The sequence below is a fragment of the Stutzerimonas stutzeri genome (genome assembly GCF_000952685.1).
Lineage (GTDB): Bacteria > Pseudomonadota > Gammaproteobacteria > Pseudomonadales > Pseudomonadaceae > Stutzerimonas > Stutzerimonas stutzeri_E.
The window spans coordinates 66972-90616 of the sequence record NZ_JYHV01000029.1; the positions used below are offsets into that span (position 1 = coordinate 66972).

At 62.2% G+C, this 23645-nt stretch carries 18 protein-coding genes and 1 pseudogene; 14 read left to right on the forward strand and 5 right to left on the reverse strand.

Features of this window, described 5'->3' with window-relative positions; genetic code table 11:
• The first annotated feature begins 129 nt into the window (after positions 1-129).
• The 4 genes from UF78_RS14970 (at position 130) to UF78_RS14985 (ending at position 4527) form a co-directional block, all read left to right on the forward strand.
• Positions 130-2103, forward strand: coding sequence for a ligand-gated channel protein (locus tag UF78_RS14970; RefSeq protein ID WP_045163015.1), 1974 nt, complete (start codon positions 130-132; stop codon positions 2101-2103).
• Between the two features lie 194 nt (positions 2104-2297).
• Positions 2298-2600: a hypothetical protein gene (locus UF78_RS14975; RefSeq protein WP_045163016.1), complete on the forward strand. Its 303-nt coding sequence runs from the start codon at positions 2298-2300 to the stop codon at positions 2598-2600.
• Positions 2597-4195: a PepSY-associated TM helix domain-containing protein gene (locus tag UF78_RS14980; RefSeq protein ID WP_045163017.1), complete on the forward strand. Its 1599-nt coding sequence runs from the start codon at positions 2597-2599 to the stop codon at positions 4193-4195. The genes UF78_RS14975 and UF78_RS14980 overlap by 4 nt, the downstream gene beginning before the upstream one ends.
• Positions 4192-4527 carry a DUF3325 domain-containing protein gene (locus UF78_RS14985; protein WP_045163018.1) on the forward strand — a complete coding sequence of 112 codons (336 nt, stop codon included), beginning with the start codon at positions 4192-4194 and terminating at the stop codon, positions 4525-4527. The genes UF78_RS14980 and UF78_RS14985 overlap by 4 nt, the downstream gene beginning before the upstream one ends.
• Positions 4528-4985: 458 nt before the next feature.
• Here UF78_RS14985 and UF78_RS14990 read toward each other — a convergent pair whose 3' ends face one another.
• Positions 4986-7109 (reverse strand): TonB-dependent siderophore receptor, encoded by a 2124-nt coding sequence (locus UF78_RS14990; RefSeq protein ID WP_045163019.1) that lies wholly within the window; start codon positions 7107-7109, stop codon positions 4986-4988.
• 348 nt (positions 7110-7457) lie between these two features.
• On the opposite strand from UF78_RS14990, the gene UF78_RS14995 reads away from it, so the two are divergent.
• The 5 genes from UF78_RS14995 (at position 7458) to UF78_RS15015 (ending at position 13096) form a co-directional block, all read left to right on the forward strand.
• Positions 7458-9458, forward strand: a complete 2001-nt coding sequence (locus UF78_RS14995) for a peptidase U32 family protein (RefSeq protein WP_045163020.1) — start codon at positions 7458-7460, stop codon at positions 9456-9458.
• A gap of 18 nt (positions 9459-9476) precedes the next feature.
• Positions 9477-10160, forward strand: coding sequence for a hypothetical protein (locus tag UF78_RS15000; RefSeq protein ID WP_045163021.1), 684 nt, complete (start codon positions 9477-9479; stop codon positions 10158-10160).
• Positions 10161-10299: 139 nt separating this feature from the next.
• Entirely contained in the window at positions 10300-11064 is a 765-nt protein-coding gene (locus UF78_RS15005; protein WP_423831483.1) for a transporter substrate-binding domain-containing protein, read from the forward strand.
• A gap of 182 nt (positions 11065-11246) precedes the next feature.
• Entirely contained in the window at positions 11247-11663 is a 417-nt protein-coding gene (locus UF78_RS15010) for a septal ring lytic transglycosylase RlpA family protein (RefSeq protein WP_052679335.1), read from the forward strand.
• A gap of 122 nt (positions 11664-11785) precedes the next feature.
• Positions 11786-13096 carry a methyl-accepting chemotaxis protein gene (locus UF78_RS15015; protein WP_045163023.1) on the forward strand — a complete coding sequence of 437 codons (1311 nt, stop codon included), beginning with the start codon at positions 11786-11788 and terminating at the stop codon, positions 13094-13096.
• A gap of 49 nt (positions 13097-13145) precedes the next feature.
• Here UF78_RS15015 and UF78_RS15020 read toward each other — a convergent pair whose 3' ends face one another.
• Positions 13146-14336 carry a sugar transporter gene (locus UF78_RS15020; protein ID WP_045163024.1) on the reverse strand — a complete coding sequence of 397 codons (1191 nt, stop codon included), beginning with the start codon at positions 14334-14336 and terminating at the stop codon, positions 13146-13148.
• A 337-nt stretch (positions 14337-14673) separates the two neighbouring features.
• On the opposite strand from UF78_RS15020, the pseudogene UF78_RS22680 reads away from it, so the two are divergent.
• Both UF78_RS22680 and UF78_RS15025 read left to right on the forward strand, forming a co-directional pair.
• A pseudogene (locus UF78_RS22680) lies at positions 14674-14878 on the forward strand (NAD(P)-dependent oxidoreductase); the annotation flags it as partial.
• A 217-nt stretch (positions 14879-15095) separates the two neighbouring features.
• The gene (locus tag UF78_RS15025) at positions 15096-15692 is read left to right on the forward strand and encodes a hypothetical protein (protein ID WP_045163025.1); all 597 of its coding nucleotides are present in this window, start codon (positions 15096-15098) and stop codon (positions 15690-15692) included.
• 13 nt (positions 15693-15705) lie between these two features.
• Here the strand turns inward: UF78_RS15025 and UF78_RS15030 are convergent, their stop codons facing one another.
• The 3 genes from UF78_RS15030 to UF78_RS15040 all read right to left on the reverse strand — a co-directional run bounded on the left by UF78_RS15030 (position 15706) and on the right by UF78_RS15040 (position 18632).
• Entirely contained in the window at positions 15706-16488 is a 783-nt protein-coding gene (locus UF78_RS15030) for a dienelactone hydrolase family protein (RefSeq protein WP_045163026.1), read from the reverse strand.
• A gap of 126 nt (positions 16489-16614) precedes the next feature.
• Positions 16615-17361, reverse strand: a complete 747-nt coding sequence (locus UF78_RS15035) for a DUF72 domain-containing protein (protein ID WP_045163027.1) — start codon at positions 17359-17361, stop codon at positions 16615-16617.
• Positions 17361-18632 carry an acyltransferase family protein gene (locus tag UF78_RS15040; RefSeq protein WP_045163028.1) on the reverse strand — a complete coding sequence of 424 codons (1272 nt, stop codon included), beginning with the start codon at positions 18630-18632 and terminating at the stop codon, positions 17361-17363. Before UF78_RS15040 ends, UF78_RS15035 begins: the two co-directional genes overlap by 1 nt.
• A 97-nt stretch (positions 18633-18729) precedes the next feature.
• Here UF78_RS15040 and UF78_RS15045 point away from each other — a divergent pair, with 97 nt between their 5' ends.
• From UF78_RS15045 to UF78_RS15055, 3 genes are all read left to right on the forward strand, one after another.
• Positions 18730-19908, forward strand: a complete 1179-nt coding sequence (locus UF78_RS15045) for a serine hydrolase (RefSeq protein ID WP_080890636.1) — start codon at positions 18730-18732, stop codon at positions 19906-19908.
• A complete protein-coding gene (locus UF78_RS15050; RefSeq protein ID WP_045163029.1) occupies positions 19905-20987 on the forward strand; it encodes a serine hydrolase in 1083 nt (360 codons plus the stop codon). The genes UF78_RS15045 and UF78_RS15050 overlap by 4 nt, the downstream gene beginning before the upstream one ends.
• A 113-nt stretch (positions 20988-21100) precedes the next feature.
• Positions 21101-23536 (forward strand): helicase-related protein, encoded by a 2436-nt coding sequence (locus UF78_RS15055; protein WP_045163274.1) that lies wholly within the window; start codon positions 21101-21103, stop codon positions 23534-23536.
• The last annotated feature ends 109 nt before the right edge of the window (positions 23537-23645 follow it).

Consider the following 23645-nt stretch of genomic DNA (forward strand, 5'->3'; position numbering starts at 1 on the left):
TAAATGCGCTTTACTCTCAAATGAGAATACTTAGCATTGCCAGCAACATCGCGGCGCTCGATGTGCACGCTGGCATGTGGCGAGCTTTTAGCCGCGGACTATGTAGGTTTCTCAGGGAGACGGCAGTAAATGGTGATTTTGAATCGGCATCGGCTGGCTTGCGCAATCGCTGTAGCAACATGGATGAGCACTCCGGTCAGTGCCGAAGAGCCGGTCGAACTATCGAACGTCGTCGTGACCGCATCAGGCTTCCAGCAACAGATCAAGGAGGCGCCCGCCTCCATCTCCGTCGTTACGCGGGAAGAGCTGGAAAAGAAGTCCTACCGCGATGTGACCGATGCCCTACGGGACATCCCCGGCGTCGTGATCACCGGCGGCGCCAGTTCCAGCGACATCAGCATTCGCGGCATGGCGTCCAAGTACACCTTGATCCTCATCGACGGCAAACGCATGGAGTCGCGTGCGACGCGCCCCAACAGCGACGGCCCGGGCATCGAGCAGGGCTGGACGCCTCCCCTGGAAGCCATCGAGCGCATCGAGGTCGTGCGCGGCCCGATGTCGTCCCTGTATGGCTCCGACGCCATGGGGGGAGTGATCAATATCATCACGCGCAAGGTGGCGGACACTTGGCATGGTGGCGTACGAACCGAAAAGACCTTCCAGGACCGCTCAGACTCCGGTGATTACCACAGCCTCAACGGATACCTGTCAGGTCCTCTGGTCGATGGTCTGCTAGGGCTACAGGTCTATGGGCAGGCGTCTCGCCGAGACGAGGACGACATCCCTAGCGGGTTCAACGAGCAGAAGACCAACAGTGGAACAGCCAAACTGTCTTTCACGCCCAACGCGGCTAACGACATCGTTCTGGAAGTGGGAAAGACCGAGCAGGAACGCAACGCCAAGATGGGCCGCTCCGGCACGGGTAACAGTGATTCGCTATCGGATTACGACCGTACTCATTATTCCATCAGCCATACCGGGCGCTGGGATTCGGGCCAGTCGGAAAGCTATGTGCAGCAGGAGCGTATCGAGAACCCAGGCCGCGAGATGGAGCTGGAGAACAGCGTCTTCAATACGCAGACCTCGCTCTTTCTGGGCGATCACATCGCCACGCTCGGCGGCCAGTACAAGTACGAGGATCTCTCGGACAAGGGCAACCAGCTGGCAGGTGCCGAAGACCTGACCCAACTGACACGCTGGTCCTGGGCGCTCTTCGCCGAGGACGAGTGGAGCCTGACCGACAGCTTCGCGCTGACCACCGGCCTGCGCATGGATCGTGATGAAAACTACGGCACTCATTGGTCTCCGCGCATCTATGGCGTGTGGCAAGCCGCGGAGCAATGGACGGTCAAAGGTGGCGTATCCAGTGGTTATCGCTCGCCTGACATTCGCGCCGCGGTGGATAACTGGGGGCAGATCACCGGCGGCGGCCGAGGCGATCCAGCAGTGATCGTGGGCAACTCCTCTCTCAAGCCAGAGGAAAGCCTGAGCCAGGAAATCGGGGTGTTATGGGACAGCCTGAACGGCCTGTCGGCCGGTGTGACGCTGTTCAACACGGACTTCAAGGATAAGATCACCGAGCTTCGTCGCTGCACGGATACCACCGGCAATGCGTCGGGCCAATGTGTCGTCAACGGCGCGGCGTACCGCTTCATCAGCGACCGAGTCAATGTCGATGAAGCTCGCATGCGCGGTGTCGAGGCAACGTTCGACTGGGACATCACCGAAACCGTTTCGCTGGGCGCCAACTACACCTATACCGAATCGGAGCAGCGCAGTGGCGACTTTCGTGGCGAGCCCCTTAATCAGATGCCCAAGCACATGTTCAACACCACGTTGGACTGGCAAACCAGCGACCGCCTCGGCACTTGGGCTCGGCTCAATTACCGCAGCGAAACATCTGAATACCTGTCGCGTACCAGCATGGCCGAAAGCACCCCTTCATACACTTTGGTTGACCTTGGCGGCACCTATGACGTGAACCGCAACGTCAAGCTGCTGGCGGGTGTTTACAACATTTTCAACGAGCAGATCGACTACAACAGCTACGAAACGGTGCTAGATGGGCGTCGATACACGGTCGGGATGAGCGCCTCTTTTTGATGCGATGAACGAGACGCCCATTACCAGGAGCGTCTCGATGGTCGACATGGGACCTGCGTCGCCAATCTTGAGCTTGGCCCCGAGCGTATCGGCGTAGGTCTACTCACCGCTCAACACAGACTCAATGCCCAGCCAGCTAACGCAGCAACGGCTGGGTATTTTCCGTATGGATTCGTTCGGTTCTGGAGCTCGTCGTGACCCGTTCCACATCGCAACCGGGTGGTAACTGGCGAGACATCGCCACGCGTACCGCCCTCGCCATCCTCGGCGGCTATACCTTCACCTACGCCGCGACCGCCGCCCTCGCGCGGCTGCTGCCACTGGACCGGATCGATGCACTGACTGCTGCCTCGCTGCTGTCGTTCGTGATCTATCTGGTATTCATTCTGTGGACGTTTTCCGCCGCCTCGGTGCGACGCGTGCTGATCGTTTTGTGCCTAGCCATACCCATGGCGGGCGTCGGCTTCTGGCCACAACTGCTGGAGGTCCTGCGATGAAACGCAGCCTGACACAATCCATGGCGTGGCTGCACACCTGGTGCGGACTGCTGCTCGGTTGGGTGCTGTTCGCCATTTTTCTCACCGGCACCCTGGCGGTGTTCGACAAGGAGATCAACTGGTGGATGCAGCCGGAGCTGACCGATCGGGCACAATCACCGGCGGCCGCCGCCAACGTCGCGCAACGTTGGTTGACGGCGCACCACGGCGACGAGTCGAACTGGAACATCAACCTGCCGACCGAGCGCTCGCCGAATCTCGGCGTATCCGTCGGCGAGCGGCGCCGGGGCGGTGGTGGCACTCAGCTGGATCCGCTGACTGGCGAGACCATCCACGCGCGTGAAACCATCGGCGGCAACTTTTTCTTCCATTTCCACTACACCTTGCATATGCCGCGGTTGCTCGGAATCTGGGTGGTCGGGTTCGCAGCCATGGCAATGCTGGTGGCGCTGATCAGTGGAATCGTCATTCACAAGAAAATCTTCAAGGAGTTCTTTACCTTCCGCCCCGCCAAAGGCCAACGCTCCTGGCTCGACGGCCATAACGCCAGCGCCGTCCTGCTGCTGCCGTTCCACCTGATGATCGTCTATACCGGCCTGGTGATTTTCTTCCTGATCTACATGCCAGCAGCGGTAGACGCCCTCTATGACGGCGATCGTCAAGCCTACTTCCGCGAGGCGCAGCCAGCCCGTGCTGCCGAGCAAGGTCGAGGTGAGCAACAGAACACGCGTGAGCAGCAAGCGAGGCGTGTCGAAGGTCGCAGCGACAACCCAGCCCCCGCGCCGGCAGCCCCTCTACTGGCGTTGGGTGAAATCGTCAGCCGTGCCGAGGCGCACTACGGCAAGGGTATGATCGGTGCGCTGGCGGTGAGCAACCCAGGCCGCGCCAACGCCCTGGTCACGGCGCGTCCCGTGCTGGGTAATCGCATCGAGCTGACCAAGGGTGAAGGCATGGTCTTCAACGGTGTCACCGGCGAGCTGATCCAGGCACCAGAACCTTCTCGCCCCAGTCTACTGACCCAGCGGGTGATGGCCGGCCTGCACTTCGCCCAGTTCGGTGGCTACCCAATGCGCTGGCTGTACTTCGTCTGCGGCCTGATCAGCTGCGCGATGATCGGTACGGGACTGGTGCTCTATACCGTCAAGCAACGCAAGCAGCCCAAGGCCAACGCGCGCTTCCTGAGGATGGTCGAGAGCTTAAACGTAGCGATCGTCGCCGGGCTTTCGCTGGCCTGCGTTGCGCTGCTGTGGGGTAATCGCTTGCTGCCTTCGGAACTGGCTGGTCGGCAAGACTGGGAGCTGCGGCTGTTCTTCGGCGTCTGGGCTTTGAGCTGGTTGCACGGCTGGGTCCGCAAGCCGCTGCGCGCCTGGCGCGAGCAGCTGTTCGTTGCCGCCGGATTGTCGATCGGCCTGCCGCTGCTGGACTTGATGACTGCGAGCCCGACGCTGGATCCCATGCGTCTATCGCTTGTTGCCAGCGTGTCGGTGATAGGGCTGACGCTCGCCTGGACAGCCTGGCGAATCCCGAACGCCGTTGCCGCCAGACAGGCGCGTTCCACCCCACTCAACCACCCCGCCCCAGGAGCCTCGTCATGAACGGCTCAGCTTTGTTTGCCAGCCTCCTCTTGGCCTATGGCGGCATGCTGGGTTTCTGCCTCGGTATGGAACGGCACTGGAAGCAGCTGGTCAGCTCGCGCGTGCCCGCCCGGCTGCGCCGCCTCGGCACCCCGCTCGGCAGTCTGCTGCTCGGATTGGCGGTCTACACGGCTGGCGACGTCTGGCCCGGCGGCATGGCACTGGTTGGCTGGTTTGGCCTGATCTCGCTTGCCGGCTTCGCCCTGCTCATGCTGATTCCTTACGCGCCGCGCCTGGTTGTCAGATTGCCCGTGGTAGGTGTTCTGCTGTGGATAGTCGTCGCCTGGGTGTGATGTAGGCACGATGGTTGGAGCAGGCAGCGGACTGATCCGGCCATAGCTTGACGGTCACTGCTCGAACCGGCGCGGCCCGGGACCGAAAGGACACCACGTCAAATCTGGCCACCGGGAGGCCTGCACGGAGCTGACCGAATGACGCGTGCCTCTGCCCAACCGGAACGCGTCCGTGAAGCTGCCCGGCGAAGTAGTGCCGGCGACGAGCTGCTTCCCCGATATAACGCATAGCGTCTCGGCCGGTTCGGCACAGAAAAGCGAGAATTAGCGAGCCTGGTGTCGGCTGTTCGCTCAGGGGCAATCAAGCCGCTCGCAAGACGGTATCCCCACATCGCAGCGGTATGATCGAGCGCAGATGAAGCTGACCGTTGTGCCACTTCCGTTTCACAGCGTAAAAAGCGGCACGGTCTGAAGAAGATCCGAGCTCGCCGTAGCGGCAAGGATCTTCAGGGCACCGCTTACCAGTTGTAGCTAACCTTTGCAGTGATTTCACGGCCGGGGTTGTAGTAGTCCGCAGTGGCCGAGCCGACCACATGCTGCTCGTCCAGCAGATTACTGACGTTGACCGCTAGGTCGGTGCCTTTGGCGATCCGGTAGTTGAAAGCGGCATCAAAGAGCGTAGCCGCGTCGCTCTCAGAGGTGTTTTCAGCCTCGAAGTAATAGGCGCTGGTGTAACGGGCACCCAGACCAACGCTCATCTCCGTGCCCGGCAAGGTGTAGTAGCCCCAGAGTGACGCCGTATGATTCGGCGCGACGGTGAACTCGTTTCCTTCGATGGACGTGCCACTACGGAGCGTTCCGCGCACTACTTCAGATTCCATGTACGAATAGCCACCAATCAGGCTCAGGTTGGCGGTCAGCTCCGTCTTGGCTTCCAGATCAAGGCCACGTACGCGTGATTCGCCCACGGTTTCGCGTTCGATGGTGCCGTTGGGCTGCACGATAGCGATGGTCACGTCTTCCTGATTGAGGTCGTAGATGGCTGCTGAATACAGCGAACTCGTGCCAGCAGGCGCGTACTTCACGCCGACTTCGTACTGCTTGCCGTGCTCTGGATTGACACCCACATCAGGCGGCGCGACAGATTCCACCATGCTGACGTAGGTGGAGATTTCATCGGTGACCTTGTAGGTCAGCGAGCCGCGAAGGGAGGTTTCCGAGAAGTCAGACGTGGCGGTGGCTCCAGAGATGCCCGTTTCAGACAGATCCAGGCGATCGTTGCGCACACCTGCAGTCACGATGAACCGGTCGATGGAAAAGTTCTGCTGCACGAAAGCTGATTTAGTCTTGAAGTCCCGGTCATAGCGAGCGTAGACATTCAGGCTGGTCGGTGCGCCGCTGTACACCGGATTGGCAAGGTCGATCGAAGTGGCGTCGCCGTAGAAAGAAGATTCTTCAGTCGATGCATCACGGTACTCGACGCCCACCAATGTGCTGCTGTCGATGCGCTCGAAGCGGGCATCGTATTGCAGCATCACGTTGCCTATAAATTCCTGGGCTTCGCTATCGGTGCCGAAGTAGTCGCGGTCCACCACCGTGCCCGTCCGGGCGGCGGAATCGGTGATGTAGACGTAGCCGAAGCTGTCGGTCAGCTCGCTGTAACGCAGGTTACTGCGCAGGGTGAAGCCGTTGTCGAAATCATGGGTCACGGTACCAGTCACGCTGGTGCGCTCGACATCGTGGTAGTTGAAGCTGGGCTCGCCGAAGAAGTCGCTGCGGTCGTACTCGTCATCAAGCGGGTAGCCACCGCTGTTTGGCGTGCTGTCACGGTTGAGGTAGTCAAGGATGACGGTGGCCGAGGTGAATGCTGTCGGCTCCCACGTCAGGCCACCCATCAAGAACTCGTCATCGTCCTTGGAGTTATCGTATTCGCGCTCACTGTCCTGAAACTTGCCGGTGAGGCGGTATGCCAAGGTTTGGTCGGTGTTCAGAGCATCGCCAACATCAATGCCGGCTTCCTTATGATCAAAGGAGCCGTAGGTCACGAAACCTTGGCCGAAACTCTCGAACCGGGGTTGCTTGCTCACGAAGTTCACCGAGCCACCTGGATCTGCCGGGCCGAACAGTGTGGAGTTCGCACCGCGCAGCACTTCAACGCGCTCGTAGGCGAAAGGCTCTTCGCGAACGCCCCGCATCGAGCCCAAGGTCAGCCCGTCACGGTAAGTGGTGGCATCGAAGCCACGGATCTTGAAGTAATCGTTACGATCATCGGTGCCGTAAAAATCGGTGATGACGCCAGGAGTGTATTGCAGAACCTCTTCGGTGGTACTGGCGCTGCGTTGCTCGATTTCCTTTTCTGTAACCACTGAAACCGAGGCCGGTGTATCGAGGATACTGGTTGCGACCTTGCCGCCTACCCAAAGCTCCCTGGCAACTACCGAGTTCGCATCATCGTCGGGGGCAGCCTGGGCATTAACGATGATGGGCGCAAGACGATACGGTTCATCGACACTCCTGCCGCTCGACTCTTGCGCATTGGCGCTCAAAGGCGCAGCAACCAGCGGCGCGCAGCACAAGAGCGCGGTGGTGGTACGTCGCCAAGGTGTCTGTGCTTGATCAAGCCGGGCCTTACTACCAGTCATACTTGGGCTCCTTAAGTGTGGGAGGCGTGTCAGCGCGCCTTGTAATTTTTGTGCGAGGATGTTGTGCGTTTCGCGGCGAGATAATAATCAATCGCGAATAAGAAACGTAATCATTTTACAAAACTCATCACCTGCTAATGTTCTTCGGGCTTTGCTTTAGCCGCCCGAGCGCTCCAATGCCCATTCAGGTGCAGGTAAACAGGAGCGGTCAGAAAGCGCGCCCAGTGCTCTCTCGGCCTCGGCCAAACCCCAGCGAAGGATCAACCCGACGCACTCGCCCAGCGGCCGTCCCAAATGGTCCGTAAGCCTTTACAATGCGCGCCTTCGATCTGCATCCGGTCCGCGCCCATGTCCTTGCCCCAACACCATCTCGAACTGCTCTCCCCTGCTCGGGACACCGTTATTGCACGCGAGGCCATCCTGCATGGCGCCGATGCGGTGTACATCGGCGGGCCGAGTTTCGGGGCGCGGCACAATGCCGAGAACAGCGTGGCGGACATCGCTGAGCTGGTGACATTCGCGCATCTGTTCCATGCGCGGGTGTTCGTCACCATCAACACCATCCTGCATGACGATGAGCTGGAAGCCGCGCGCACACTGATCTGGAAGCTCTACGAGATCGGTGTCGATGCGCTGATCGTGCAGGACATGGGCGTGATGGAAATGGACATCCCGCCCATCGAAATCCACGCCAGCACCCAGACTGATATCCGCACCCTGGAGCGCGCCAAGTTCCTCTCCAAGGCCGGCTTCTCGCAGTTGGTATTGGCCCGCGAGCTGAACCTGCAGGAGATTCGCGCGATTGCCGATGAGGTGGATTCAGCCATCGAGTTCTTCATCCACGGCGCGCTATGCGTGGCGTTTTCCGGGCAATGCAACATTTCCCATGCCCAGACCGGGCGTAGCGCCAACCGTGGCGATTGCTCCCAGGCGTGCCGTCTGCCGTACACGTTGAAGGACGACCAGGGCCGCGTCGTCGCATTCGATAAGCACCTGTTGTCGATGAAGGACAACAACCAGAGCGCCAACCTGCGCGCGCTGGTCGATGCCGGTGTGCGTTCATTCAAGATCGAGGGGCGCTACAAGGATGTGAGCTACGTGAAGAACATCACTGCTTACTACCGGCAGCGCCTCGACGAAATCCTCGAAGACCGCCCTGATTTGGCCCGCGCCTCCAGCGGCCGCACCGATCACTTCTTCGTGCCGGACCCGGACAAGACTTTCCACCGCGGCAGCACCGACTACTTCGTGACCGATCGCAAGATCGACATCGGCGCCTTCGACTCGCCGACCTTCACCGGCCTCGCCGTGGGCGAAGTGCTCAAGGTGGGCAAGCACGACCTCACCGTGCAGACCCGCGAGCCGCTATCCAACGGTGACGGCCTGAACGTGCTGGTCAAACGCGAGGTGGTGGGCTTTCGCGCCAGCGTGGTCGAGCCGCTGGGGCAGTTCGAAGACGACGGCCAGCAGCTCCTGCAGTACCGGGTCGAGCCCAACGAGATGCCCGCCGCGCTGCGCCAGTTACGGCCGAATCATCCGCTAAACCGCAACCTGGACCACAACTGGCAGAACGCCCTGCTCAAGACCTCCGCCGAGCGCCGTATCGGCGTGCGCTGGCTGGCCAAACTGCGCGCCGATGAGCTCGAGCTGCATGTCACCAGCGAAGAAGGCGCTTATGTCAGCGTCTCACTGGCCGGCCCGTTCGGCGAAGCGAAGAAGCCCGAGCAGGTGCCCGGTCAGATTGCCGATCTGCTGAGCCAGCTCGGTACCACGATCTACCACGCCGAAGAGGTGGACGTGGACGCGCCGCAGGCGTTCTTCATCCCTAACTCGCAGCTCAAGGCCCTGCGCCGCGAAGCTATAGAGGCGCTGACCGAAGCCCGCGAATCGATTCGCCCGCTGGGCAGCCGCAAGGCCATCAGCGTGCCACCGCCGGTCTACCCGGAAGCGCACCTGTCATTTCTCTATAACGTTTACAATGAGAAAGCCCGCGCCTTCTACCACCGCTACGGCGTGCAGCTGATCGATGCGGCCTACGAGGCCCACGAGGAAACCGGTGAAGTCCCGGTGATGATCACCAAGCACTGCCTGCGCTTCTCGTTCAACCTCTGCCCGAAGCAGGCCAAGGGCGTGACCGGCGTGCGCACCAAAGTCGCGCCGATGCAGCTGGTGCACGGCGACGAGGTGCTGACCTTGAAATTCGACTGCAAGCCCTGCGAGATGCACGTGATCGGCAAGATCAAGGGCAACATTCTCAATCTCCCGCAGCCGGGCAGCGCCAGCGGCGTTGTCGGGCATATCACGCCGGACGACCTGAAAAAGACCATTCGCAGCAAGCCGCACGCCTGAAGCTCGAAAGGCACCGCCATGACTTTAATCGCGACATGGGCGGAAATTCGTTCGCTCTATCGGGAGTGCCACCCCAGCGTGTTCAAGGCAAGCTTCGTGCGGGGTGGGCTTCGCATGGTCTGGCCGTCCTGGGGACTGACGCTGGCTGTCGGCGTATTGCTGGTCAGCACCTGGTTCAATGGCCAATCGCCGCTGCAAGGGCTGGCTGCACTGGCGGGCACGACGCTGGCCCTGTTTGGCATGGTGCTGGCCCGCGAGCGCTATTGTGCCTGGCACTTCCGAGATATTTATGCGCGCGAAACGCTGCATCGTTACAGCTTCCTGCGACGAGAGGAGCTGCTCCGCTATGCGCTATTCAGGGACGCCCTACTCGCCCGTGGACTTGGTGCCGCGGATATCGACGAACTGGCACGCATCGCCGAGCTCGCCGGCCAACCGGCGCAGGAACGTTGGATCTCCCAGAACTTGGTGATCGTCATGCTCGTTTCGGCGATCGTCAGCCTGTCGACCGACGTCATCAAACTCACTGATACCTGGATCGCCGGCAAAGGCGTCGTCTTCGTGTTCGCCTTGGCACTGGTCACATATCTGATTTGCTCAGTGCTGGATGGCCTCCGCAGCAACCAGCACCGCGACCGCGTGATCCAACGCCATCTGGAGCGGGCGGCCTTGGACATAGCGCGCGCCACCCCGAGGCCATGAAAGGCCACACGTGATCTGTTCGGCCTTGTGAGTACCTGCCTGCGTCCGGTACGTTTCAGCTGTCCGCCGTATCTCGCGGACCCAGAACAATAACCGGGCCGCTGCGCCCGCCTTGCAAGGAACAACCATGAGATCTCTGATGGCGGCCGGCGTCTTGCTGGCCAGCGGCGTGAGTTTCGCTGCACCCTCTTCCTCAGTACTCGATCAAGTCCAACAGCGCGGTACGCTGAAGGTCTGCACGACCGGCGACTACAAGCCCTACACCTTCCTGCGCGACGACAAGCAGTACGAGGGGATCGACATCGCCCTGGCCGAATCGCTGGCCAAGTCGCTCGGCGTGACGGTCCAGTGGGTGCCGACGACCTGGAAGACACTGATGCCGGACTTCCTGGCTCAGTGCGACATGGCCGTCGGCGGCGTCTCCATTTCGCTGGAGCGGCAGAAAAAAGCGTTCTTCAGCGACCCGATCGCGGTGGACGGCAAGATTCCCTTCGTCCGCTGCGACGAGGTCGAGAAGTACCAGACCATCGAACAGCTCAACCGGCCTTCGGTCCGCCTGATCGAGCCACCGGGCGGCACCAACGAGGCCTTCGTCCATCGCGAATTACCCAAGGCACAGCTGGAGCTGTTCCACGACAACACGGTGATCTTCCAATCCGTCGCCGATAACAAGGCCGACGTGATGATCACCGACTCGTCCGAGGCGCAGTACCAACAACGCAACTACCCTACGCTGTGCGCGGTGAACCCCGACAAGCCGCTGCAATACAGCGAGAAGGCGTTTTTGCTACCGCGTGGCGACGTGGCGTTCAAGGCCTATGTTGACCAATGGCTGCACCTGACCAAGGCGACCGGCGAGTACAAGCGCATCGCCGATAGCTGGCTGGCCAAGCCCGGCGATTGACGGCAGCCGATGAGCCGCGCGAATCAGAACGTCACGTCAGCGCTCAAGCGTGCGGTTCTCGGTCAATTCGTCCACAAACGTAGATAGCTCGCACCATTTCCATAGACACCGATCGCACCAAGCCTGGGTCGATCGCTAGATACCCGTCGACACAGCCTCGGATAGGTAGACAAGGAACGAACATGCTGAAAGGGTCAACTCGCTGGATCGCAATCTCGTTATTTGCCGCGCTGGCCGGTTGCGCGACACCGCCGCCGAAGGAGCCACCATCCGGCACCGAGCCCCGGCCGACCACCGAGCAGGGCGAAGCCATAGGCTCTGGCAAGGCCTCCTTCTATGCCCAACAGCACCATGGCAAGTTGACCGCCAGCGGCGAGCGCTTCGACCAGGGTGCGCTGACGGCCGCCCACCGTACCCTGCCGTTCGGGACCAAAGTCCGGGTGGTCAACGCCCGCAATGGTAAGAGCGTCGTGGTGCGCATCAATGACCGCGGCCCCTATGTCCGCGGACGCGTCATCGACCTCTCCAAAGCGGCATTCCAGCGCATCGCCAGCACCCGCGCCGGGGTGATCCGAGTTCGACTCGAACGGGCTGACTGAGCAGAGCGCCCATGGCGGAGGCAAGCTGAACGACCGCTTGCCGCTGGCCGCGGACGAGCTGCATCAAGAACCCGGAGGCAGCGCCGATAGAGCTGGCACATCAACTCACCTTTCGGTGCCACATGTTCAACGGCCATCTCAAAAAACAACTCGAAGAACAATCCGCGGAGCTGCTGCAGCTACGTCAGCTGCGCGAGCAGATGGACGCCACCAAGCTCACCATCACGCTCGATCGCGATTTCCGCATGATGGCCATGAACCAGCGCTTCGCGCAGACCCTCGGCTACTCCGTAAGCCAGTTGCAGGGCCGGGTCATGACCGACATCGTGCCGGCTTATGTGAGGAACCTGTCCTGTTTCAAGAGTTTCACCAGCGCCGTGTCCCGGATGGAACCCATCAGCGACAACTATCGTTTCCTGGGCGGCAACGGCAACCTCGTCTGGCTGCACATCGAGTGGTATCCGATCCGCGACGCGAAGGGTGGGCTGCAGCACATGAGCGGCTTCGCCCGCGAAGTGACGCGAGAGCTGCAGCTGGCCAAGGAGAACGAAGCCTTCATCAAGGCCCTGCTACGCTCGACCGCGGTCATTCAGTTCAACCTGGACGGCACAATCGTGACCGCGAACGAGCAATTCCTGAAGGGCACCGGCTATTCGCTCCAGCAGATCGTCGGCAAGCACCACCGCATGTTCTGCACCCAGGAAGAGGCCTCGTCCACGCAGTACAGGGCGTTCTGGGAAACCCTCAATCGCGGCGAGTTCGTCGCCGACCGCTTCAAGCGTATCGACAGCCATGGGCGCGACCTCTGGCTGGAAGCGACCTACAACCCGGTATTCGATGCCGAGGGCAAGCTTTGCAAGGTGGTCAAGTTCGCCAGCGTGGTAACCGATCAGGTGGCGCGTGAGGAAGAAGTGCGTGAGGCGGCCAGTATCGCCTATGACGTCTCCCGGCAGACCGACACCCGTGCCGAACGCGGTGCTGTCGTGGTCAAGGACACAGTAGCGACCATGCAGCGCATCGCGGCGGAGGTGGAATCGGCCACTCAGGGTATCGAAGCCCTGGGCCAGCAATCGTTGCTGATCAGTTCGATCGTCCAGACCATTGGCGGCATCGCCGCGCAGACCAACCTGCTCGCGCTCAATGCGGCCATCGAAGCGGCACGCGCCGGCGAACAGGGCCGGGGCTTCGCGGTCGTCGCCGACGAAGTTCGCCAGCTGGCGGGCCGGACCAGCGCAGCCACCGAAGAGATCGTCGCCGTGGTGCAGAAGAACCAGACCCTGGTCGACGACGCCGTGCGGGAGATGGCCAACAGCCGGGAACAGGCGGCCGAAGGGCTGTCACTGGCCAACCAGGCCGGTGCCGTGATCGTCGAGATCCAGGACGGCGCGAAACAGGTCGTCAGCGCGGTCGGTCGCTTCGCCAACGAGCTGTAATCGAAACGATAACGAGGCGGGTGGCATTCCATTCGCCTTTTTCGTTGAGTCAAAGCACCGCGTTGCCCACCGGCCTGGCGAAACGATAGGTCGCAAAGCAGCACAGCACGACGCCACTGACCGCCAGCAGTCCGGCGACGATACCGATATTGCTGAGCCCCAGGTGACTCGTGACGAGGCTTCCCAGCAACGCACCACCCCCGATCCCCACGTTATAGATGCCGGAAAACATTGCCATGGCAACATCGGTCGCGTCGGAGGCCAGGTTCAATACCTTCGACTGCGAGGCCAACCCGAAGCACATCCCGGCGATGCCCCAGACCACCACCAGCGCACCGAGCATCGACGGATCGCTCGCTGCCGGCAGCAGCAACAGCAAACACAGCGCCATGGTCGAGATCGCCGCGATCATGAAGCCTCGCGGATAACGCCCGCTATAACGGCTGAACAGAAACGAGCCGAGAATCCCGGCGCCGCCAAACAACAGCAGCAAGACAGTCGTCAGATCACCGCTCAGGTGCGCGATGGTTTGTGCGAAAGGCTCGATATAGGTGTAGGCAGTGAACTGCGCGGTGATCACCAGCGCGGTCAGCACATAGGCCGCGACCAGCGCCGACCGTTTGAACAGCATCGGCAGGCTGCGCAGCGAACCGGAATTCTGGCTCGGCAGCAGAGGTAGCGTCCGGGCCAGGCAGAGCACCACCAGCGCCGCGATCACGGCAATCGACAGGAACGTCGTGCGCCAACCCAGCAGCTCCCCTATCACTCGACCAATGGGGATACCCAGCACCATGGCCAACGCACTGCCGGTCGCCAGCAGGCCCAGCGCCTGTGCTTGCTTGCCCGGCGGTGCAACGCGCACGGCCAACGATGCAGTGATTGACCAGAACACCGCATGCGCCAGCGCGATGCCGATGCGGCTAAGCATCAACATCCCAAAGCTCGAGGCCACGCTCGAAACCAGATGGCTGCCAATGAACACCACGAAAACGAACATCAGCAAGGTGCGCCGTTCGACGTTGCGCGTCATCAGCATCATCGGCAGCGACATCAGCGCCACCACCCAGGCGTAGATCGTCAGCATCAGCCCGACCTGGGACGGCGGCATGTCGAATGAGCGGCCGATATCGCTGAGCAAGGCGACCGGGACGAATTCGGTGGTACTGAAGATGAAGGCGGCCAGGGCCAGTGCGACGACACTGAGCCAGCTTCCGCCGGTGGCGCTTTGGGTTTCGTTCATTCGGGCAGTTCTGAAAAGCAATGCTTCGTCCGCCAGAGCCTCCCGAACGGAGGTCAGCGCGAAGGACGGTGATGAAAAGGACGATGCACCTGAAGCCGAACGACGAGATCGCCCGCAGCCTCGAGCAAGCGCGGGGACGGGGACGGAAGAAAATTCAGGCGGCAGGTCTGAGCGGCGCGGATTCTACGCCTGGCGCGGAGCGCTGTCAGGTGCCGCGCGCCCCCGGCGACCAGCGGCCACCATCGCTGAGAAGCGAGGCCCTCCACTCGGCACCCTGCCGAAACTTTGCTGGCGGGTATCAGCCGTAACTAGACCGACCCAGCCCCCTGGAGCAGTCATGGCCTACCCAAAAATCCCCGCGCAGAAACAGGACCGCCAGCCCGGCATGGAAGAAGCGAAATGAACCCGCCCGCCGAATTCATCCGCGACAGCTACAAGGGCAGCGGCAAGCTGGCCGGCAAGGTCGCGCTGGTCAGTGGTGGCGACAGCGGCATCGGTCGCGCCGCGGCGGTGCATTCGCCCGCGAGGGCGCGGGTGTCGCTCATCGTACGTTAGCGGCCAGACCATTCGTATCAACGGCGGGAAGGTGGTGAACGGCTGAGCGGCCACGGTGACGTATGACGGCCTGTCGAAGCATCGCGTAACCCCTGCGCAGGGAACCATCGTCGAGCCTGTCGCGCCCAAGACTGAGGAAGGCTGGCAAGACGCCCGGCCCGTATCTCAATCGCAGCCAGCGCTGCCCATGAAACAGGTGAAGTCATGCCCCAGATCCTCATCGCGGCTTTCGACCGCTACGCCGAAGCCGAGCAAGTCAAAACCGAGCTCCTGAGCCAGGGCGTGGCCAGCACGGATATTCAGATTTCCGCGTCGTTCAATCCGGAGACGGTCAACAGCAGCCGGGTGGAAGTGATCGGCGAAGAGCCGGATGAGGACGCGACGGTCGCCGACAAGATCGGCAGCTTCTTTCACAAGGTATTTGGAGACGGTTCCAGCCAGCATGCCGGCCGTTATCCCGAGGCGGCTCGGCGCGGTTCGACGGTGGTGACCGTCAGCCTGGACGATGAAAGCCAGGTCTCGATGGTGGAACGCATCATGGAGCGAAACGGTGCGATCGATATCGACGAGCGCAGCGCAAGCTGGGGCAGCGACGAAGCGACTCCGGTCACCGCCAGCACCGAGACGCTGACCACCGGCTATCCCGAAGCCGCCTCGGTCAGCGAAGACGAGCGCAAGCTCAACGGTATGGCCAGCGCGGATCGCGGCGCGGACGACGGCTCGGTCCCGGGGCGGGCCGAGAATGACAAGGCCTCGCGCCGCGACAACACGGCGGGACGGGTCAGAATCATTCCGCGCTGACCATGAGCAGCGTTCACGGCGCCGTGAACACTTCGTCGAGCAGGTCGTTCATCGCCGCGAAGGCACGTTTCGCCACCTCCGGGTTGTACTCGTTGCGACCCGGTACGTTGGCGTAGGGATCAGTGAACGAGTGCACGGCGTTGCCGTAGCTCACGAGTTGCCAGTCCACATCGGTGGCTTTCATTTCGGTAATGAATCCCTCGACCTGCTCCGGCGGAACAGCCGGATCATCGGCGCCATGCAGCACCAGCACGGGCGCCTTGATCTGTTTAGCGTCATCGGGATCGGGCGTATCGAGGTTGCCGTGGAACGATATGAAAGCGTCAAGTTCCGCGCCGGATCGAGCCAGTTCGAGCACTGATCCGCCACCGAAACAGAAGCCGATCGCCGCCATTCTCCCGGTGTCGACCGGCACTATCGATTGCGCCTTTAATGCATCCGTCGCCGCCTGAGCACGCTTGCGCATGAGCGGGCGATCGCCGCGTACCGAGGAGGCCGCCGCCTTGGCCTCGTCGGGGTTGGAGGGGCGTACGGCCTTGCCGTACATGTCCGCCATGAACACTACGTATTTCTCACCAGCCGCACGCGCCGCCTTCTCCGCCGAACGCTCGGTCACGCCCAGCCAGTTGGGCACCATCACCAGGCCGGGCCGCGCGGTAGTGACCGCATCGTCATAGACGAGCAGCCCCTCGAAAGGCTCGCCGTCGATCTCGTAGGCGAGCGGTTTGACGACGGTTGCCGCCTCGACGGCTCCAATCGATCCCACCAGTGCCAAGGCCAAGCATGACTTTTTCATCGACGGACTCCCTCTCGTGAACGCGTTCATCAACAGTAGAGGAAATCCGCGCAGGCGCTTTACCGACTGGCCGGGAGAGCGTTTCGATTTATGTCGGCCGAACCCGGCCGGCCAGCCGTAATGCCCTTATCCGCATGGGTGCCGACCACCGGATCGCAACTCGTCCAGCGCGAGGGCGTTGGCTGTCGCGGCGCCGCTGGCAGTGTTATCGAAGATGCACCATTGCGGCACATCGACCGGAGCCTTGGCCAGCCGTGCGTCCAATCGGCACAGCCATTCGGGCTCGTAGGAGGAGTAATAAAGACGCGGCGAGCCGTGTAGCCGGTAGTAACGCAGACCGGCCCAACCACCCGGATCGGCCGCCTCGGCAAATGGCGCCGGATCGGCGGCGACCCGTGCGATCCGCATGCGCTGAAGCAGAGCTTCGGACTCGAGCCAGCTCGGGTGGCGGGGCTCGAAGGCCACGAAGCCCTCATGGCGGGCCCGTAGCGCATCGAAGAAGGCCTCGGCACAGCCTGCTTCGTAGACAAGCGAGGGCGGCAACTGCACCAGCAGGCAACCCAGTTTCTCGCCAAGGTGCCCGCACTCGTGCAGGAAGGCCTGGAGCAAGCCCTCGCACCCGAGCAGGCGCGCTTCGTGGGTGATCTGCTTCGGCACCTTCACGCTGAAGCGAAAGCCGGGCGGTACGCTGTCGGCCCAGCGCGCATAGGTCGCCGGCCGGTGCGCACGGTAGAAGGAGCTGTTGATCTCCACTGCCGGCAGCCGAGCGGCATAGCGCTGCAGGTGCGTGCCCACGGCCGGAAAATGCGGCCATTGTTCACGCGGCAGGCTCCAGCCCGCAGTGCCGAGATGAAGGCTGGCCACGGCGCGCATCAAGCTCGCCCCTCAGCATGCTTCGTCTGCACGGGCAGCCGCCTGAGCAGCCACTTTCGCACCGGCACCACGGCGTGTTCCTGCGCCCAGACACACAGCACGACGGTCAATAGCAGATACAGCGGGTAGAGCCTCAGCGACAACGTCTGCTCTGCGGCTTGGGCGGCACAGGCCGCCCAGTCGTCCAGACAACGAGCCGAAGCCACGCCGAGCAGTTTCTCCATACGCGAGAACAGGACGAATGCCGGTACGTGCAATACGAACAGTGGCAGGGACGCGGTACCCAGGCGTTGCGCCCAGACGTTCAGCCGCTCGCGCTTAGGCATACGGATCAAGGCGAGCAGATAGATCAGCATCAATTGCGCAGGTAACAGCAAGCCGTTGTGCAGCAGGAAGTACCAGTACTTCTCGCCCTTGAGTAGCCAGATGGCGAGCAGGAAGCAGAACAGAACGAACCCGGCCATCAGCAGCCGCAGCGCCCTGTTCGGCAGGCGGCCGGCGGTCTGGTGCTCGCGAAACAGCCCGTAGGCGAGAATGCCCGCGAGGAATTCCGGCAAACGCAGCAAAGGCATGCGGTGCAGCATGCCGGTGAAGGGAGTCCCGTACTCCTGCTGCAGGATGACCCACACCGGCGGGATCAGATAGAGCAGCACCACCACGGCCAGCCAGACGACCTTGTGCGGCGTACGCATCAACCGGGGCGCCAGCAACGGGAAGGTCAGGTAGAAGAAGAACAGGGTCGAAATCGACCAGAGCGGCGGATTGAAAGTCAGGTAATAAGGATTCCACGCCTGAAGCATGAACAGCTGAAGTACGAAATTGAGCAGCAGCTCGCCATTGCTCATGAAGTGCTCCAACGTCTCGCGCGAGGCGTCGCCCAGGTCCTCGTTGGTGTCATAGACGACGAATCGCAGCGTGGCCTTGGTGTCGTCCGGTGGGATGCCAAGGTTGGAGATGATCAGCAGCACCACGGCCGTCAGCGCCAGCGAGAACAGGTGCAACGGGTAAAGATTGGCGAAGCGCCGGCTGAGGAAACTCCGTCCGGGCTCGCGCATCCGCCCCTGTTGGCAGTAGACATGCGCCAGCAGGAAGCCAGACAGCGCGAAGAAGCTGCTGGTGGCGAAGAAGCCGACGCCGGTGAGATCCGCCACCCAGTCGGGCAACGAGGTCTCGGCATAGTTGTGCAGGGTGTGGAAACACACGATGTACAGACCAAGCGAGAAGCGCAGCCACTCGAGCCCGATGAATTTGTCCTTGCTGACCTGCTCCACTCGAGGCTCCTACATCCAAGACCGGCGAACATCCCAGCACTAGGACGCACAACGGCGGTCAGTCGTTCGATCAACGAGCGCAGCGGCGGTGCGCCGGATGAATTTAGTCACTATTGAGCGGCGCACGGGCCACGCCGGCTGGGGTCAAAACGGCAGAACCCATCCTGCAGGAGGTCCGACCGCAGTGCTGTCCCGAGTCATTAATCGCCTTCCCGCTAGCCATACCCTTTCCCTGATGCTGGCCGTACTCCTCCTCAATGTCTCGCTGCCGGCCTGCGCCCAGGAAGGCTTCAGTTGGGCGGAAGAATTTCTCCAGCGCGTGGCCGAGGTGGACGAGCGCACGCCCGGCGAGCTGGGCGTTTTCGTCAAGGATCTCGACAGCGGCGTATCGGCGTCCTATCACGGCGATGAACGCTGGTACCTCGCCTCGACCGTGAAGGTCCCGGTGGCGATTGCGATCATGCGCCGCGTCGACGAGGGCGCGCTGAGCCTGGACAGCACCGTGCGGCTGATGGAGTCCGACTACGTCGACGGCGCCGGGCCGACCAACAGCTATGCGCCGGGGACCCGCCTCAGCGTGCGCTATCTTATGGATCAGATGCTGATCCACAGCGACAACACCGCCAGCGACATGTTGATCAGCCTGGTCGGGCTGGAGGCGGTCAATGCCGTCACCGCCGAGCTGGTCCCGGAGGGCTTCGGCCCCATCACGTCGCTCGCCGATGTGCGGCGGCTCATCTACGGCGAATTTCACCCCGCCGCACGCCAGCTGTCGGGCCGCGACTTTCTGCGCCTGAAACAGCAGCGCGGCGAAGCCGGCCGTTTGGAGTTGCTGGCCAGACTGCTTGGCGTGCCAAAAAGCGAACTGCGCGCCATTCGCCTGCGCGAAGCCTACGAACGCTACTACGCCACCCCGAACAACTCCGCCACGCTGCAGGCCTACGGTGACTTGCTCGCGGCGCTGGTGGCCGGCAAGGCCGTGTCCCGGGCGAGCACCGAATATCTGCTGGGCGTGATGACACGGGTGCAGACCGGCGACCAGCGCATCAAGGCCGGCCTGCCGGCCACCGTCAGCTATGCCCACAAAACCGGCACTCAGGTGGCACGAATCTGCGATGCCGGTCTGATTGCCCCGCCCCCGTTCCACGTCGCCGAGGCCACCGGCCGCATCGTAGTGGTCGCCTGCGTGCGCGGCGCCGCCTCGACCGTGAAGGCCGAACGCGCCTTGCGGGGTGCCGGCGAAGCCATTACCGCCTCCGGAGTCTTACGCCTATGACAAGCGTCGCGCTCGGCAACGGAAAGCTTCTCGCATTGCCCGTGCTGATCGGCCTCGGCATAGCGCTTTGGGCGTACCGGGAACAGGCCTATTCGGACTCCTGGCGCAATGAGCTGGAACAGGACATGCGCCGCATCGACGAAGGCTCGCCAGGGCGGCTGGGGCTATACGTCAAACATCTGGGCGACGGCACGGCTTTCGTCTACGAAGCGGATCGATTCTGGTACCTCGGCTCGGCGGTCAAGGTACCGATCGCCGTGGCGGTGCTGCAGGGTGTCGATGAGGGCGAACACAGCCTGGACGATGAGCTGGCCCTCGAAGCCCGCGACAAGGTCGATGGCTCCGGCGATCTGGTCTGGCAAGACAACGGCGTCGCGTACTCGGTGCGCACCCTGCTCAACGAGATGCTCATCGAGAGCGACAACACCGCAGCCAACATGCTGATTCGGCTGGTCGGCGAGGACCGGCTCAACGAGCGCACCCACGAGAACATGGGCGGTAAGGGCTTCGAGCGCATCACCGACTTCACCCAGGTTCGCCGTGACGTCTATGGCGAACTGCACCCGGACGCGCGCGAGCTGGACAACCTCGACTTGGTCAAGCTGGCTTCCGCCCCGTTCAGCCAGCCGCGCTACGAGGCGGTGGCACGAGTGCTCAACCGCTCGCCCGATGAGCTCGAGGCGGACAGCATGGAGCAGGCCTACGAGCGCTACTACGCGCGCAAGCTCAACTCCAGCACGCTGGAGGCCTACGGCACGCTGCTGGAAAAGCTGGTGAGCGGCGAGCTGCTCTCCGAATCCAGCCGGGACCTCCTGTTCAAGAACATGAAGCTCGACCGCTATGATGCCTACCGCCTCGAAGCGGGGCTGCCGCGCGACGTACCTTTCATTCAGAAGACCGGCACACAACTGGAACGCGCCTGCCATGTGGGCGTGATCGACCCACTGTCCGAGGATCAGACCAATACCGTGATCGTCGTGGCCTGCGCCGAAGCCATGGACGAGGATAAGGAAGCAGGCGCCGCCTTCGAGCAGCTCGGCCAGGCAATCACCCAGGCATTGCTGGGCAAGCCCGAGTGACCCCTTCACGCCGCGCAACGCCTCACACCACGGCCGCCCGTCGAGCCTGATGCTCGTATTCAGGCGAGTGATTGTCCAAACTGCGCAGTCATCTGATCAGTGAGGCGTCGATCATGCGCAAGGCCGGAACCAAACAACGCCACGCCTACAAGCTCGAAAGACTTCAGCGCTTTTTGGACTGGGCCAACACGCGCCATCCCGATTTCGTGCCGAAGAAAAATCACCAGGAAAAATGGTTCAGCACCTATCTCGGCCATCAGCCACCGGAAATCGGCCGCGCGGCGCGATTGTTCTGGTTGGGACTGGACCTGCCCACGGTCGAGGCGAATCTTGGGGACGCCGAACCGACTCGCCTGATCGGCCGGCTGCTGAACCGGGACGTGAACGATTTCAGTTGTACCGTCGATATCTTCGGTGTCGAAAAATCGCTGGATTGCGGCCCGGTGCAGAACCTGCTCGAACCCGAGTTCGCGCTGCGCATCGACGACAGCGGATCGATAGACGACTTCGAACGAAACGTGTGCGCCGCGGTGGAGGCCTTGGTCCGGGATCGCTTGCATGTCCTGGAACAGCCATTCACCAGCCTCAGCGAAGAACAGAAAGTTCAATGCTTGGAGCGCCTGCCCGTGCGGCTTTCACGCCTCGACGATTTCGCGGCGCGTGCCGTCGACATCGTCAACGAGGTCAAACACGACCTGCGCTATGTCGTCGAGCTGCGCCACGGCGACGTCGCGCTGGACATGCAACGGCGCATCTCAGGTGGCCAAGGCCATGTGCTCAGCGCGGACGAGGTCGCCGCGATCAAGCGCGAGGACCGCCAGGCCCTGCAGGCCAAGTTCGAGATGATGATCGAGGAGGCGCAGGACTTCGATCTGCAGTTGCTCGGCGAGAAGCGCCTGACTGAAGTCTTCTTGATGGAGCCGAAAAAGCTGCGCCGGACCATCCGTTTCGCCCGCGAGGACAACCGGGAAAAGATGGCCTTCGCTGTGCTGCTGGAGAACAACCCGCGCTTCGTCCACTACCACAAGCTGTACGCCGCTCGGCGCATCACCCGTACCTGGACCGCCCTGCTCGGCCCGACCAACAGCGGCAAGACGCATCAGGCCATCGAGGCGATGACCGCGGTCGAGCATGCCATTTACCTGTCGCCGCTTCGCCTGATGGCACTGGAGAACCAGGAGCGCATCGAGTCCATGGGCGTGCCTTGCTCGCTGGTCACCGGCGAGGAAGAGATCATTCGCGAGGGCGCCACTCATTTCTGCTGCACCGTCGAGGAGTTCGCGCGCTTCCGGCACGAATCCTGGGACGTGGTGGTCATCGACGAAGTGCAGATGATGGCCGACTCGCAACGCGGCTGGGCCTGGGTCGATGCGCTGGTCAGCGCCTACACGCAGGATCTGATCATGACCGGCCCGGAGCTGATCCAGCCGTCGCTGAAAACCCTTTGCGACCTCTGCGAAGACCAACTGGTGGTCAAACGCACCAAACGACTCTCACCGGTGGACGTGGCGCGCCGCTCGACCACCCTCAAGCAGCTCGAGGCAGGCTCGATGCTGGTCGCCTTCAGCCGCAAGACCGTGCTGGAACTCAAGGCATTGCTGGAGATGACCGGCAAGACCGTTTCGGTGGTCTACGGTGCGCTGTCGCCTGAAGTGCGGCGTGAGCAAGCCCGCCGCTTCCGTGAAGGCGAGGCGGACATCATGGTTGCCACCGACGCCGTCGGCATGGGCCTGAATATGCCGGCGCACACGCTGTGCTTCTACACCGACGAGAAGTACGACGGCATCCAGAGCCGTCAGCTCAAAGTGCAGGAGGTCAAGCAGATCGGCGGGCGGGCCGGACGCTTCGGGCATCACGACAGCGGCGTCATCACCGCGCTGGATGTGCAGACACTGCAATCGATCAGGCGTCTGTTCCACAGCCCGGACCTGCCAGTGGACCTGACGCAATTCCAGGTACGGCCTTCCATCGAGCACTTGCAGGCGATCGCCGAGCTGATGAACGAGCCGAGCCTGCTGCGGGCATGGCTGACCTTCAACCGCAACATCAACTACGGCGACGAATTCATCTCGATCCTGCCCGACGAGCTGGCGGAGTGGATCAAGCTGGTCGACGACCCGACCATCGATCTGCCGTTGCGCTGGATTTTTGCCTGCACGCCGATTCGCGGTGGTCTGGACAGCCCGGCGAGCATCTTTGCCCAGCAATGGCTGAAGAAGGTCGCCCAGGACAAGGAGATCCCATTGCCGCGGCTGATCATCGATGCCGATTTGGCAACACTGGAAAGCTCGCTGCATGTCATCGAAACCTACCTGCACCTGTCGCGCACGCTGCCGGCACACTTCCCGGCGTTGGAGCAGGCCGAACAGCATCGCAGCCTGCTCAACGGTGCGATCACCCGCGAGTTGTCACGCCAGCGTAAGCCACGCAGTTCGGATCGCCGGCGGATTTCCGGAGAGACCCGCAACTGCGAGGGCTGCGGCAAGGCGATGCCGATGGCGGCGCGCAAATTTCGGCTGTGTCAGAACTGCTTCCGCGAGCGGCGTTGAGGCAGCTTGGGCGTTTCGGGCGACCAAAAGCAGGCGCTCGACGAGCGTAGTTGGTCGATGTTCGAACGAGCGACACGAGGCATCGAGGCTGGCCAGGGACGGCTTCGGC

Coding starts and splice junctions, on each gene's coding strand:
- UF78_RS14970 (WP_045163015.1), top strand. CDS start 130: ATGGTGATTTTGAATCGGCATCGGCTGGCTTGCGCAATCGCTGTAGCA.
- UF78_RS14980 (WP_045163017.1), top strand. CDS start 2,597: ATGAAACGCAGCCTGACACAATCCATGGCGTGGCTGCACACCTGGTGC.
- UF78_RS14985 (WP_045163018.1), top strand. CDS start 4,192: ATGAACGGCTCAGCTTTGTTTGCCAGCCTCCTCTTGGCCTATGGCGGC.
- UF78_RS14990 (WP_045163019.1), bottom strand. CDS start 7,109: ATGACTGGTAGTAAGGCCCGGCTTGATCAAGCACAGACACCTTGGCGA.
- UF78_RS14995 (WP_045163020.1), top strand. CDS start 7,458: ATGTCCTTGCCCCAACACCATCTCGAACTGCTCTCCCCTGCTCGGGAC.
- UF78_RS15000 (WP_045163021.1), top strand. CDS start 9,477: ATGACTTTAATCGCGACATGGGCGGAAATTCGTTCGCTCTATCGGGAG.
- UF78_RS15005 (WP_423831483.1), top strand. CDS start 10,300: ATGGCGGCCGGCGTCTTGCTGGCCAGCGGCGTGAGTTTCGCTGCACCC.
- UF78_RS15010 (WP_052679335.1), top strand. CDS start 11,247: ATGCTGAAAGGGTCAACTCGCTGGATCGCAATCTCGTTATTTGCCGCG.
- UF78_RS15015 (WP_045163023.1), top strand. CDS start 11,786: ATGTTCAACGGCCATCTCAAAAAACAACTCGAAGAACAATCCGCGGAG.
- UF78_RS15020 (WP_045163024.1), bottom strand. CDS start 14,336: ATGAACGAAACCCAAAGCGCCACCGGCGGAAGCTGGCTCAGTGTCGTC.
- UF78_RS15025 (WP_045163025.1), top strand. CDS start 15,096: ATGCCCCAGATCCTCATCGCGGCTTTCGACCGCTACGCCGAAGCCGAG.
- UF78_RS15030 (WP_045163026.1), bottom strand. CDS start 16,488: ATGAAAAAGTCATGCTTGGCCTTGGCACTGGTGGGATCGATTGGAGCC.
- UF78_RS15035 (WP_045163027.1), bottom strand. CDS start 17,361: ATGCGCGCCGTGGCCAGCCTTCATCTCGGCACTGCGGGCTGGAGCCTG.
- UF78_RS15045 (WP_080890636.1), top strand. CDS start 18,730: ATGAATTTAGTCACTATTGAGCGGCGCACGGGCCACGCCGGCTGGGGT.
- UF78_RS15050 (WP_045163029.1), top strand. CDS start 19,905: ATGACAAGCGTCGCGCTCGGCAACGGAAAGCTTCTCGCATTGCCCGTG.
- UF78_RS15055 (WP_045163274.1), top strand. CDS start 21,101: ATGCGCAAGGCCGGAACCAAACAACGCCACGCCTACAAGCTCGAAAGA.